Consider the following 14,903-nt stretch of genomic DNA (forward strand, 5'->3'; position numbering starts at 1 on the left):
AAAATAAAAAATACACAATGGAAAACACCAGTTATTCAATCCTTGCATTGGCTGCATTTGGCCAGAAAATTTTAAAAATCAATCCAGAAACCGGAGCTGCAGAATTATTAATCAATACTCCGGGAAAATCTCCTGACGGTATTGTTGTCGATAATGTTCGCGGACATATTTATGCAACCAATATGGGCGTTCCTACAGGAGGAGAAACACTTTATAATAATGATGGTTCTATTGAACGTATCGACCTGGATGGATCTAATCATAAAATAATCATTCCTGTGGGGGTAACAGTTACCCCAAAGCAGCTTACATTAGACCGTAAAAATGAACGTATTTACTGGGGCGATCGTGAAGGAATGCGTGTAATGAGCGCAAACTTAGACGGCAGTGATGTCCTTACTCTTGTAGAAAGGGGAAAAGGTAAAGAAGACATGATGGATGAAAACAGACATTGCGTAGGTGTTGCTGTTGATCCGGATGCAGGATATTTTTACTGGACACAAAAAGGACCTGCTAAAGGAGGAAACGGACGTATCTTCAGAGCAAAAATTGAAATGCCTACGGGAGAAACAGCCACGAACCGAACCGATATTGAACTACTTTATGAAAAACTTCCTGAATGTATTGACCTGGAATTAGATTTTGTAAACGGATATTTATATTGGACTGACAGAGGAGTGGATGCTGTCGGAGGAAATACTTTAAACCGTGCAAAATTAGAAAATATCGGTAAAAGTAAAGTTGAAATTATTGGATCAGGTCATAAAGAAGCAATTGGCTTAGCCCTTGCTCCAGATCACAATTCTGTATTCACAGCAGATTTAGGTGGCCACATAAGACAGTTTAATGTCAATACCGGAGAACAAAAAATGATTTATGAAGGAGGAAAAGAACTGTTGCTTACAGGTATTACCATCATGAATAATAAATAAGATAGAAGTAATATAATATACGGCTCTTTTTACAATCACTAAAAACACATTTCACATAAATATTCCAACACACTTACCACACATAAAATAGAGCCGTATATTAATAGAAATTGATCATTTTTTAACACAATTAAAAAACACTCAGATGAAATATTACCGTTTCATAAAGAAGTTAATACTACCATTAATTACTTTATGGGCCTTAGATGTCCATGCACAGAAAGCAAAAGAATTTTATGTCACAGCCGGATGGATGTATCTTGCTCCACAATCTAAAAGTTCAACATTACGTATTATAGAAGCGGGATCTACTCCCACCGATGTTGAATTACCCCATACAGCTGTTAGACTTGGTAAATCCAATACAGTTGGATTTTCCGGGGGGTATTTTTTCACAGACCACTGGGGGGTGGAACTTACTGCAGGAATTCCTCCAAAATTTGACATTAAAGGATGGGATGCACTGGAACCTCTTGGAAAAATTGCTGAAACCACTGCATGGACCCCCATATTACAGGTAAAATACCGCCAACCCATTACGCCTAAATTAAGCGCCTCGCTATCAGCAGGTTTTACCTACTGTTGGTTTACAGGCAGTGAAATAACAAATGATCAGTTGGGTGAATTACTAGGCGGTCCTACAGATCTAAAGATAAATGGAGCTTTCAGACCAGCATTTTCTGGTGGTTTGACGTATGCTATAACAGATCAGTGGTTTGTAGGTGGTAATTTTTCTGTAATCCCATTAAGTGTTGATGCAATCCTTACCACCCGACACCAGGAGACAAACCAGATCATCAAATCCAAGATAGATGTGGATCTAAACCCAATAATGACCTATGCAACAATAGGATACGTCTTTAAAAAGCGTAAAAAGAATTAGGTTCTATTAATAACTCAATAAAATTATTTCTTATGGATGATCTAATGGCCGCTCGTTCCCAGATGGCATTTACACTGGGATTTCATATAATTTTTTCCTGCATAGCAATGGTAATGCCCTTTTTTATGGCTATTGCCCATTTCAGATACTTAAAAACCGGAAATATAATCTATAAAAATATTACCCGTGCATGGGCAAGAGGCGTTGCCATTCTGTTCATTACGGGAGCTGTATCCGGAACTGTATTATCTTTTGAATTAGGATTGCTGTGGCCAAAGTTTATGAAACATGCCGGTCCTATTTTTGGGATGCCTTTTTCAATGGAAGGTACCTTTTTCTTCATAGAAGCAATTGCTTTAGGTTTTTATCTCTATGGAGCAAAGGTTTTTAACAAATGGTTCCATTGGTTTACAGGTGTCGTTGTTGGAATAAGCGGGATGGCTTCAGGAATTTTGGTAGTAGCTGCCAATGCCTGGATGAACAGCCCTGCAGGATTCGACTATATAAACGGACAATATCTAAATATTGATCCTGTGGCTGCCATGTTTAATAAAGCATGGCCATTGCAGGCTCTGCATATGGTACTTGCTGCTATTTGTTCTACAGGTTTTGCCGTAGCAGGAGTACATGCTCTCATGGTTTTAAAAAGAAAAAATGTGGAGTTCCATACAAAAGCATTCCGCATTGCAGCCATATTTGCCTCTATTGCAGCATTACTCCAGCCTTTAAGTGGTGATATGTCTGCAAAAGATGTAGCTAAACGCCAGCCTGCAAAGCTTGCAGCAATGGAAGCTCATTTTAAAACAGAGAAAAATGTTCCGCTAATTGTTGGAGGAATTCCTGATGAGAAAACGGAAACTGTAAATTATGCAATAAAAATCCCGGGTGGGCTCAGCTTTCTTGCTTTTTCAGATTTTAATGCTGAAGTAACCGGCTTGGATGCTTTTCCAAAAGACGAACGTCCTCCCGTTGTAGTCACCCATTTTGCCTTTCAGATCATGGTGGGTATGGGAACGTTTATGATGCTTATTGGAGCTCTCTATCTCTTTGCATATTGGCGAAAAGAAGAATGGATGACAAAAAGCTGGCTCCTGAAACTTTTTGTTGCTGCAATTCCTGCAGGCTTTATAGCTCTTGAAGCAGGATGGACAGTTACGGAAGTGGGCAGACAACCATGGATAATATATGGGATTATGAAAACAAAAGATGCAGTAAATCCTATACCGGGATTAGCGTATTCTTTTTATCTATTTTCAGGTATCTATGTACTTTTAGGCATTACGGTGGCTTATTTACTGTACCGTCAGGTAAAAATGGTAGACAAGCTGTATGATGTGGGCAATGCAGAAATAGATGCACATTAAAGTTTATTTATTAATCTTTTAAATTAAAAAACACATGTTTTATATAGTATTAGCATTCCTGTGGATAAGCACCCTTTTATATGTTATTATGGGAGGTGCAGATTTTGGTGCCGGAATTGTAGAGTTTTTCTCCAGAAAGAGGGCTAAAGGCCGGGTAGGTAAAATAATGTATCAGGCAATGGGCCCCATCTGGGAAGCCAATCATATGTGGCTTATTCTGGTCATCGTAATTTTATTTGTGGGATTTCCGGACATATATACTACAGCTGCCACTTATCTTTATATTCCGTTAATTGCTCTCCTATTTGGTATTATAGCCAGAGGTACGGCATTTGGTTTCAGGCATTATGATGCCATACAGGATAATATGCAGACCTTATACTCGAAGATATATGTATATTCCTGCCTTGTTACTCCTTTATTTCTTGGAATTATTGCAGGGAGTGTAGTCTCTGGAAAAATAGATCCTCAAGCCAATAACTTTATGGATGCGTTTATACATCCCTGGCTGGATCTCTTTCCTATTCTGGTAGGTTTTTACACGATTGCCGTTTTTGGGTTTATCGCTTCCATTTTTATCATTAAAGAAACGGGTGAGAACATAGAAGAAAAAAATTATGCTATTTACAAAGCCAAGCAAATGAATATCATGTGTATTCTATTGGCAGGTATACTGTTCATCGTAGCACGTCAGAATCAGATTCCTCTTACAGAATGGCTTATCGGCAATCCTGTAAGCTTAACATGTGTTATACTTTGTACATTATCCCTTATCTGGTTGTGGTACCTGTTAATAAAAAAGCAAACTTATCTTCTGAGGATTATTGCAGGCAGCCAGGTTACCTTATTATTTATAGCCATAACGTACAGTCTTTATCCGGTAATTGTCAGAATTAAGAATAGTGATGGATTATCTTTAGTAGCAAGTGGCAATGAAAAATCTATAAGCTACCTGGGAACAGCTCTTCTTTTGGGTAGTATTTTCATAATGCCTTCTTTTGTTTATTTGGTATACGGATTCAGCAAAAAGAAATTCTGGTAGCAAAATTTTCTATTATTAAACATCTAACTAAAACAAAATACTAAAGAATTAATCTTTATTGTAATTTCATCCGTGAGACCAGTGAGAAATACAACCTACTACACATGTACTACACACCTTTAATCAGTGGTTTTTTATTCTCCAGATTATAGAATAGTCTTTACTTTTACAACATCAAAATAAAATTGGTAGAACCTCTACTCACTTACAGACGGAGATAAATCAGTCTCTTTCACGGTTCTACTTTACTATTTTGATGATCATAATCACATCATTATTTAAAATTTGATTTTTTAATAGGTAAAACAAATGTCATACTGTATTTGTATGGCATTGTACAAATCCCTACCTGAATAAATTATAGATTATAAAGTAAAGAAGAATATATAAACAACGAGAACAAAACGGGAAAACACAATAACGAAAAAAAAATTTAACGACATCCTTTTCTAACTTTTCCAAGGGTAGACTAAATAAATAAGTTCTGAATGTATCATTTCTAAGATATATTCAAAAAAGATAGTTGTCAGGTTTCCGAAAATATTGTCCTCTTTATACAACACTCATGATTATGCGCAATATCAATCCGGTGAAAGCAGACCTCTACATAAGTTCAACAAGTATGATCAATATCTCTGCATACATGGAACAGGATAAACAAATTCCCATACTTACATTATCTGAAATAATAAAAGATATTGAGGACCATGATTGGAATTTTGAAGATTACTATATTTCTTCAGACAATGTTGCTTTTGAACTTAAAAATAAAGACATATTCAAGCCAGATTTTTATGCATTGATTTTAGGGATAAGCGGATGGATGGAAATTAAATTAAATGATGAAATCATCAGAATTGATAAAAAAACTTTTCTGGCTATAGGGCCCAACCATACATTCCAGAAAATGTCACAAAGCAAAGACTTCAAAACGAGGACCATTCTATTTACCAAAGACTTTCTGGTTAACAGCTCAAATAATTATTTCTTTTTAGAATCTTTTAATCACTTTTCGGTCCATTTCCAGAATGATATTAAATTGAATGATGAAGATATGGATAAAGTTATCGACTTATATACTTCACTGCTTTCCAGACGGGACAAAGTAAATTCCAATCTGCATATTGAGGTTATCCGGAATTTGATTATTTCATATGTTTTTGAATCAGCTATTATTTTCTATAAAGAACTAAAAATAACTGCATTACAAGCTCATACGCGAAGCCTTGTCTTTACTGAAAATTTCAAGAAAATGGTTTTTGAAAATTGCCTTAAAGAGAGAAGCCTTCAGTTTTATGCAGACTCTCTTTTTGTATCCCCTAAACATTTAATTAAAATTATCAAAACAACAACAGGTAAAGCTCCAGGCTATTTCATTAATGATGCTATTGCTTCAATTGCCAAAATACAATTGAAAAAGAATAAACTCTCTATTAGTGAGATTGCAAACTCTTTCCCTTTTGCAGATCTACAGTCGTTCAGTAAATTTTTTAAAAGACAGGTAGGGATATCCCCTATGCAATACCGATACAAATTAGGTCTCAAAAATATCTTAGACTGAGCAATATGAAAAGCTGCTTTTTAAGTCACTAAAAAGAGAATATGGAACAATAAAAAGTGACATTGAGATAATAAAAAGCTTTATGAACCACCATAAATTTGTTCAAAACACGGATGAAAAAAGGCTTTAGAAAGTTTCTAACACCCTATCTCCTATATAACAGGGCTACTTAGCCAATAACACTTAGAAAATATCAAGTAAATATTTATAAACAATTCAAATACAAAAAAAATGAAAAAACAACCTCAAAAATTAAATTTAAAAGGTAAAACAATTACTGTAATCGGAGGTGGTCTGATTGGCGCTTCATGGGCTTCATTATTTCTTGCAGCAGGCATGAAAGTCGTTATAAGTGACCCTAAACCGGATATCCAGGATTACTTTAATGGTAAATTGGATGGAAATATTGCTGATTTAAAAAAATTGGGTTATACAATTGATTCAGATTATAAAAGCCATTTGAGCTATGTAGCTGATACTGCTACTGCAGTTAAAAATGCTGATTATGTTCAGGAAAACGGACCGGAAAACCCTGCTTTCAAACAGGATTTATGGCAACTTATTGAGGCTAATGCACCAGAACATTCTTTATTTCTGTCTTCAAGCTCAGGGATCACTATTTCACAGCAGGGTACAAAAATGAAAAATTCATCCCGCCTGTTAATTGGTCACCCGTTTAATCCACCACATTTGATTCCTTTAGTTGAGATTTTAGCAAAAGACAATGATGCCGGAGTAGAAGCAGCCATGGACTTTTATCATTCATTAGGAAAAGTTCCTGTATTACTTCATAAGGAAACTCCAGGATTTGTTGCCAACAGATTACAGGCTGCCATTTTCAGAGAATGTGTATCCCTGGTTGCAGATGGAGTCGTAAATGTAAAAGAATTGGATGATATTATGACCGCTTCACTGGGAATCCGCTGGGCAGTGGGAGGACCATTCGTTTCATTCCACCTGGGTGGTGGAGATGGAGGTTTCCCATTCTTCCTGCACCACCTTGGACCTGGTATGGAGATTATCTGGAAAGATGAAATGTCTAAGCCTGTATCCTATGATGAAAAAACAACTCAACTTTTGGATGAGCAAGTGAAGGAACATTATGGAAATAAAAGCCTTGTACAGCTGGCAGAAGAGCGTGATGTGAAGCAGATTGAATTAATGAATGCTTTCTCTAAACTAGGTTAAAACATTGTTTACACAGCATAAAAAAAAAACAAAAATGGATCAAAATAGCATAAAAGTAGATTTAGAAAAAATAATTCAGGACAATCTCAACAACAGATTGACCACTGATGAATTTGATCTGCATGCGGAGACTGAGTATATTTTAAATACTGTAGGAGCTTCATTAAATGATTTTGGAGGGAAGCTTACTTTTTACGGTAAAGACCCAATAATTCCTAGTGTACTTCGCTATGGTGCACAGTCTGCCATTACACTTGCAGCAAAAGCAGCTCAAATTGCAGATATATGGAGACTTAAAACCGGGGAAACACAGGATATTCATGTGGACCTTAGAAAAGCATTAAGAAGATTTGCAAGCTTCTTTGAAGGAACTTTAGAACAGGTAAACGGAAAACCCGGTAATACCAATTCCGAACTAGGGACCGGGCTTGCTCCCAATATGTTTTATAAAACAAAGGACGATAAGTGGATTCAGTTTACTTGTCTTTATCCAACGTTAAGACATGCCGCAGGAAAACTATTGGGTTGTGCACCAACCCCGGAAAAAATTACAGAAGCTGTGAAGCAATGGAATGCAGCAGATCTTGAAGAGGCAGGAGGTAAAGCAGGAATTCCATTATATATTTTAAGATCTCCTGAAGAATTTATGAAGCTCGACATGTTTCAGCAGGTTGCTAAACATCTCCCGGTTATCAAAATTGAGAAGGTAGCTGATTCAGACCCAATTCCTTTACCTAAGGGAGGAGAGGATGCTTTGAGTGGTATTAAAGCATTGGGATTAGGGCATGTCATTGCAGGATGTGGAATAGGAAGAGCTCTGGCCCTTCATGGGGCGGATGTTCTTAATGTTTGGCGTTCTGGCGATTATGAACATGAACTATTCCATTTTACATCCAATGTGGGAATGCGTTCCACTTGTCTGGATTTTGATAAAAATGAAGAAGACGATAAGGCCTTTCAGGAACTTTTGTCTACAGCAGATATTTTCTTCTCCAATAGAAGAAGTGGATTCTTGAACAAAAAAGGATTAAACCTTAGAGAATTAGGTAAGAAGCATCCGGGACTAATTACTGCTACTGTTTATTTCAATAGTGAAGAAGGACCGGGAAGTGACCGGGTAGGCTTCGATGTTTCTGCAGGAGCTCTTGCAGGCCCATATTGGCTGGAAAGTTTAGGCGGTACGTACAAAAAAACAGATGTTCCGGGGGTAACACCACAAATTGCTGTTATTAATGACTATATGGCTGCATGGCTTGCCGTAGTAGGAATTTTACAGGCTTTGAAACTTCGTGCTACAGTAGGTGGATCTTATAAAGTAAGCGTTTCTTTAAGCAGAACCGTTGCATGGCAACTGGGAATGGGAGTTTTCGACCAAAAATATGCTTATGAAAAAGCCAATTCAGATGACGAGCATGCTTATATTCTGCCAGACTTTATAAAAGAACAGACGCCCATGGGATTCTATCAGGGAGTTGCAGAACAGGTTGAAATGACAAAGACCCCAGGAAAATACAAACATTTGCTGGAACCGTTAAAGTCTTCACAGCCAAAATGGGAGTAACCACAAATTATTCTAACCCATATTTTTGAAGAAGCCCTGATATGGCTGACCTCAAAAAAATTACAGAGGCAAGTATATTGACAGATTTGGTCAGTATATAATCTGCTGTACATCTTTCTTATAGCGTAGTAATAGATATAAACCTATCAGGAAAAATCCTTTTTTTCAAAATTTATAAAAAAGATGTGCAGCCAACTCTGTGATATTAAATCAAGAAAATATGTAAAAAACTCTACCTCTTATCCTCTGACATCAGATTAGATAATAAAAAATTACAGAACCCATATACTGGCAAATGGTTTTGGTAAAATGCCGGTTTTATATTCGTTGTACATCTTCTCTTTTTTAAATTTAGTAAAAGATTAGTTTAATTCTATTCATCTCAATATATCAACAGGAATTTATACTTATAGACATCATTTTAAATGCCTTTTTTTTCCATACTTTATTGAAAGATGTACAACAGGTTCTGTATAAATCCTAAAAAACAACAATGTGAAATTTATAAAAATTAATGTATGCCTCCCAATCACAGCACTATTAATACTTTTAATACCCATAACAGGATTAAAATTATTAAACAATTTATATTCCTTACGGTCATCATTGTAACAAAATACCTGAGGGTATCTATCTTACGGTAACCATCTTGTATTATTCTAAAATAAATATCTGATTAAATAACGGATAAATGAAAACTATTGCGCCTTTATTTACAGATAGAGACTTAAGTTGGCTATCTTTCAATGCCAGAGTTCTATCTGAAGCAGAAAATGATACTGTGCCTTTAATGGAACGGCTTAATTTTCTTTCTATTTTTTCTTCCAATTTAGATGAATTTTACAAAGTCAGAATACCCAAATTATTGGTAGGAAAGAAAAAACCATTATTAAAAACCATCCATAAAGAAATTGTAAATCAGCAGGAATTTTTTGGAAGAATATTGCACAATAAAATACTTCCTCAGCTGCAAAAGGACAATATTGAGCTTATTTATAATAAGCCTATTCCTGTATTTATGGAAGGCAGGCTCATACAATATTTCACCCATTCTGTAGCTCCTGCCATAGAATTATATCCGCTTCCCCTTAAGGATAAGTTTCTTATAAAAAGTAATTCTTTATATCAGGCTATTTTTACTACTTCCGCAGAGGGTAAAGAAAATATGTATATCCTTAAAATTCCAACTAATAAGCTCTCAAGGTTTTATAAAACGGATAGCAACAATCGCAGGCATATTGTTTTTATTGATGATATTTTAAAGAAATTTTTACCGGAAATGTATTTTCCAAATATGGTAGTAAGCATATGGAATTTCAAAGTGACCCGTGATGCCAATATCAATTTTGAAAAAGAAGAGGACATCCTGGAAAACCTGGAGATATATCTTGAAAACAGGGAAAAAGGAAAAACAACAAGATTTCTGTATGAGAAAGATATGCCACTGAAAAAACTTCAAAATCTGCTGCATGCATTAAGTATTCCTTTTAGAGATGCAGTAGCCGGTAGTGCTTATCATCACTTAAAAGATCTGAATTTAATTCCAATTGAAGATAAGGAAGCCTCCTACCCTTCTATGAAGGCAATTGAAAGGCATCCGGGTGAAACCCCTGTATTTGAACTTATCGATAAACAAGATTTCATGATCCATACGCCTTATGAATCTTATGATAAAGTTATCGACTTTTTTATGGAAGCGGCAACCGATGAAAAAGTAACTGAAATTTATATTACCATTTACAGGACAGCCATGAACTCTGTTATTATCGAAGCTCTTATGATCGCTGCCAAACTGGGTAAAAAAGTGACCGTATTTGTAGAGCTTAAAGCAAGATTTGACGAAGAAAACAATCTGAGATGGCTAAGGAAGATGAAAAATGCCGGAGTACATATTATTACCAGTATTCCAAAGCTTAAGGTACATGCAAAAGTGGCGCTGATAAAAAGAGATAAGAAAAAATATGCTCTGATTTCCACAGGAAATTTCAATGAGTCTACAGCGCGTTATTATACAGACCATATTCTATTTACAGCGAATCCTGAAATTTCCAATGAGATTTTTCAATTTTTCAATTTTTTATTAAAGAAAAGAAAACCTTTAAGTACAGACGAATTATCATTTAATCATTTGGCTGTAGGACAGTTTAACCTGATGCCCTATATCCTGGAAATGATCGAAAAGGAAATCCAGAACCACAAGGAAGGTAAACCTTCAGGAATCATTATAAAAGTGAATAACCTTGAGGAAATCATTATCATAAGCAAACTGTATGAAGCCTCACAGGCTGGAGTTAAAGTAGAGCTCATTGTAAGAAGTATCTGCTGTCTTGTACCGGGAGTACCGGGACAAAGTGAAAATATAAAAGTAACCCGAATAGTGGATCGTTATTTGGAACACGGCAGAATTTTTATTTTCAAAAATGATGGCGAAAACAAAATTCTGATAGGCTCTTCAGATATTATGAACCGCAGCATGTATGATAGAATTGAAGTACTCTGCCCTGTCTATTCACCGCAGTTAAAAAATGAGATTCTGGAATTAATAAACATTCAGATGAATGATAATATCAAAGCAACAGAAATTAATTTAGATCTTGATAATAAACCTATTTCCAATAATGGCATCCCTGTCCGTTCTCAATATGATATTTATGATCATATCCATAAGAAATTTACTGAATAACCACTTATTCAGAGGTTATCCAAAGTAATAGCTTTCACGATAAAACCCTGGAGATAACTGATTATGCTTTTGTTACCAGAAAATAATATTCCAATACCTAAGTTTGAAAATGATTTTGAATAAATCTAAAAATAATGCCCTTCATGAAAATTTAGCTGAATTTTCTTTCAGACCCTTTTTAAATTATTTAAAGGGCTCTGTCAGTAAGGAGACTGTACTCAAGAAAGTAATAAAAAGCTCAATAGAAAAGCTCAATAAACATTTCCCGGATTCCAATTGCAGCATTAAGCCTGAAGATACTCCTCAATATGAAGAGCTCTATCTTCTTGTATATCAATTGATGAATTCGGCACTTGTTGATGAGAACACTTTTTCCTGGGGATTATCTTCTCCATTTTCCTATGATCTGATCTTTGGAACGCCGGCAATTTCAGCGCAGCTGGAGTTATTTCAATCTGAAAAGGAGGTAAGTATTATTAATTGGGAAGAGAATAAAACGCTCAATAAAAAAGAGGTCTTTGAATTACTGGCCTATAACTTTATTATAAAACGTATCTACAATATTAACCTTTCTAATGATCTTGGACTGGTTGTCCATATTCATGGTGAAAATGGCTTTGACCAATATTTCCAGGTCGACATTAATGATGATTTTATAGACATTGACTTTAAAGGGGAGTTTCCAGATCTTAGGAATATTACTTCTGAAATCATTTCAAAACATTCTGTTTTAGAGCTTCTGAAGAAACATCTGCCTCTTCAGAAACTTAAGTTTAGTGGTTTCTCCGTACTCCGGGTTGAAGATATTACGTATAAAATAACCAAAGAAAAGCTAAGCAGACTTTTTATTTCCCAGGACATCGAAAATGATTTTCTTCTTCAGGCGACAGAGGCTATGAAAAGGATGATCGGGACAGGCGATCTGGATATTCTTTTCCTTCCTATTTTAGAAATCGACGGGAAGCTTAATACAGAGATCTGGAAAGATTTTGATATCGTACTCAATGCAATCCTTACAAAATACGGAGCATCATTTTCGGACTTCACGGCATTTATAGCCACCTATATTAAAAATCCCGAAATCAGATATGGAAAAGACGATGAAGAAACCTGGTATTCTTTTGACAATACGTCAATCTCCGGCCTTTTCGTACTTCCAATTTTCCATCAGGAAAAAATTATTGGCGTTTCTATTATCTTATATGAAAATTTAGGATTAGAAACAGACTTCATTATATCCAGTTTTCAGGAATTCACATTTCCTTTACAAAACCTCTTCATTTCTATCATTAACAGATATTTAGGAGAGCTTAACCAAACGATTAAGAATCATTTTACAGCCATTCAGCCAGCTGTAGAATGGAAGTTCAATAATGTAGGAATGTCTTATTTAAAAAATGAAAAAAAGGGCGAAAATTCTTCATCTATCGCAATTAACTTTGATAATATACATCCTATTTATGGGGCAATAGATTTCCGGAATTCTACGATTGAAAGAAATAAAGCCCTTACAGAAGATTATACCACCCAGCTGAATGCATTAATCCATACTTTGAATGCGCTTAGGCAAATCAGAAATATAGATCTGTTGGGAGAAATGATTTATCAGGCAGAAGTTTTTATTAAGAGAATAGAAGATAATAATTTAAGTATTAATGATGATGCAGAGATCACCTACTTTTTATCAGTAGAATCCCTGGATTTAATTTTACAGCTAGGTATTCAGGATGTAGAAATACAGAATCTAACAGCTCCTTATCTGAAAGAGCTGGCCGAAGACGGAGCTTTTCACCAACAAAGTATTGCCATTGAAGAAACATTCCTGATATTGAATACCCACATCATTTCAGTACTGGATAAGATGAATGAAGAACTTCAGGATTCCTATCCCTATTATTTTGACCGCTACCGGACAGACGGTGTGGAATTCAATATATATATCGGGCAGTCTATTGCTCCGGACAGACCTTTTAATGATGTTTACCTTAAAAATGTCAGACTTCGTCAGCTTATATCAATGGTAAATATTACCATAATTACAGAGTCATGTCAAAATCTTCTTCCAAAAAAGATTCAGACGACACAGCTGATTTTTGTACAGCCCAATACCATTACCATCAGTTTCCGTCATGATGAAAAAAGATTTGATGTGGAAGGAGCTTATAATGTAAGATATGAAATTATCAAAAAAAGAATTGATAAAGCTGTTATCAAAAATTCTGATGAAAGGCTGACACAGCCCCGTAAAATAGCCATAGTGTACTATAACAAAAAGGATATTGAAGATTATCTTAAACATATTGAATACCTCCAGAAGAATAAAATTCTTGAGCCTTTAATAGAAGATTTGGATCTTGAAGATATGCAGGGCGTATCAGGATTAAAAGCAATAAGAGTGACCATTCAGAATACACCTGGAAAATAGCAAATAACAACAAATGATAAATTATAAAGAACTTAGTCTTCTGGCTGAAAGTGAGGTAACAAATTTTTTTGAATCCACGCCGCATCCGGAATTTACTTACCATAATCTTCAGCATACCGTTTCGGTGGCAGCAGCTTCTGAAATAATGGCGGTACATTATCAGTATGATGAAAGGTCAAAAGCTCTCTTATTTATTGCAGCATGGTTTCACGATACAGGTTATTTTCAAACTAAAGGAGAAAACCATGAAGCTGTAAGTGTAGAAATTGCCCAAGAGTTTTTAAACAAAAATGGAGTCCCGGATGATGATAAAGATTTTGTTACAAGATGTATCCTCTCAACAAAAATGCCTCAGGAGCCTAAAACTGGAGAAGAGAAAATAATATGCGATGCAGATTTACATCATTTTTCCTTACCCGATTTTTTAGTATATAATGACAACCTCAAGAAAGAGAGAGAAAACATATCAGGAAAAAAAATTTCCAAAGAAGAATGGCTGGCTGATACCCTGAAGCTCATGTCTTCTCATTCTTATTTTACAACTTATGCAGATTCCAGTTACACCCCTGGAAAACAAGATAACATTAACCAAGTAAAAGAACTCCTAAAAAAGAATAAAACAGATCATCTTTCATCTCCTAAAAAAGAAAAAGTAGAAAAGCCTAGTAAAGGCGTAGAAACCATGTTTAGAATAGCATCGGGAAACAACCAAAGGATGTCTGATATGGCAGACAAAAAGGCTCAAATTCTCATAACAGTTAATTCTATCATATTATCTATTATTTTCAGTCAGTTGATTAGAAAATTAGATGAAAGTTCCTATTTAACGATACCCACTTATATGATTTTAGCAGTCAATATATTTACCATATTTTTTTCCCTCCTCGCAACGCGTCCCAACCTTTCTTCCGGAAAATTCACTCAAAAAGATTTAGAGGAGAAAAAAGTAAATCTGATATTTTTTGGAAATTATTATAATATGCCTTTCGATAACTATCATAAGGCTATGATCTCTGTAATGGAAGATGACCATTACTTATATCAGACCCTGATTAAGGATATTTATATACAAGGAATCGTCCTTAGTAAAAAATACAGACGTCTTCGGATTTCCTACAACGTCTTTATGTTTGGCATTTTAACCTCAGCCATCAGTTTTATTATTTCACTCATCTTATTAAAATAGATTAAAAATTAAATTTCAGATACAGGAAATTAAATCCAAGAGTCAGAGATTTAAATAAAATGATTGAAAGTTATAACC

Annotated in this window: 10 protein-coding genes; all 10 read left to right on the forward strand. The window is 35.2% G+C overall.

Translation table 11 applies throughout. The annotated features are described in order from the left end of the window. Positions 1-17: 17 nt before the first annotated feature. The 10 genes from MP477_RS03040 (at position 18) to MP477_RS03085 (ending at position 14,825) form a co-directional block, all read left to right on the forward strand. Positions 18-932 carry an SMP-30/gluconolactonase/LRE family protein gene (locus MP477_RS03040; RefSeq protein WP_257189098.1) on the forward strand — a complete coding sequence of 305 codons (915 nt, stop codon included), beginning with the start codon at positions 18-20 and terminating at the stop codon, positions 930-932. Between the two features lie 145 nt (positions 933-1,077). Then, the gene (locus MP477_RS03045; protein WP_257189099.1) at positions 1,078-1,815 is read left to right on the forward strand and encodes an OmpW family protein; all 738 of its coding nucleotides are present in this window, start codon (positions 1,078-1,080) and stop codon (positions 1,813-1,815) included. 32 nt (positions 1,816-1,847) lie between these two features. Continuing rightward, entirely contained in the window at positions 1,848-3,179 is a 1,332-nt protein-coding gene (locus MP477_RS03050) for a cytochrome ubiquinol oxidase subunit I (protein WP_257189100.1), read from the forward strand. 34 nt (positions 3,180-3,213) lie between these two features. Continuing rightward, positions 3,214-4,221, forward strand: a complete 1,008-nt coding sequence (locus MP477_RS03055; RefSeq protein ID WP_257189101.1) for a cytochrome d ubiquinol oxidase subunit II — start codon at positions 3,214-3,216, stop codon at positions 4,219-4,221. Positions 4,222-4,792: 571 nt separating this feature from the next. Next, positions 4,793-5,782: an AraC family transcriptional regulator gene (locus MP477_RS03060; protein WP_257189102.1), complete on the forward strand. Its 990-nt coding sequence runs from the start codon at positions 4,793-4,795 to the stop codon at positions 5,780-5,782. Between the two features lie 231 nt (positions 5,783-6,013). Further along, a complete protein-coding gene (locus MP477_RS03065; protein ID WP_257189103.1) occupies positions 6,014-6,970 on the forward strand; it encodes a 3-hydroxyacyl-CoA dehydrogenase NAD-binding domain-containing protein in 957 nt (318 codons plus the stop codon). 34 nt (positions 6,971-7,004) lie between these two features. Then, positions 7,005-8,531: a CoA transferase gene (locus tag MP477_RS03070; protein ID WP_257189104.1), complete on the forward strand. Its 1,527-nt coding sequence runs from the start codon at positions 7,005-7,007 to the stop codon at positions 8,529-8,531. Between the two features lie 691 nt (positions 8,532-9,222). After that, a complete protein-coding gene (ppk1, locus tag MP477_RS03075; protein WP_257189105.1) occupies positions 9,223-11,214 on the forward strand; it encodes a polyphosphate kinase 1 in 1,992 nt (663 codons plus the stop codon). A 109-nt stretch (positions 11,215-11,323) separates the two neighbouring features. Next, complete coding sequence (locus MP477_RS03080; RefSeq protein ID WP_257189106.1) at positions 11,324-13,639, forward strand: hypothetical protein; 2,316 nt, start codon at positions 11,324-11,326, stop codon at positions 13,637-13,639. Between the two features lie 13 nt (positions 13,640-13,652). After that, complete coding sequence (locus MP477_RS03085) at positions 13,653-14,825, forward strand: Pycsar system effector family protein (RefSeq protein WP_257189107.1); 1,173 nt, start codon at positions 13,653-13,655, stop codon at positions 14,823-14,825. Positions 14,826-14,903: the final 78 nt, after the last annotated feature.

Origin of the sequence: Chryseobacterium sp. WG23 (assembly GCF_024586575.1) — a bacterium.
Taxonomy (GTDB): domain Bacteria; phylum Bacteroidota; class Bacteroidia; order Flavobacteriales; family Weeksellaceae; genus Chryseobacterium.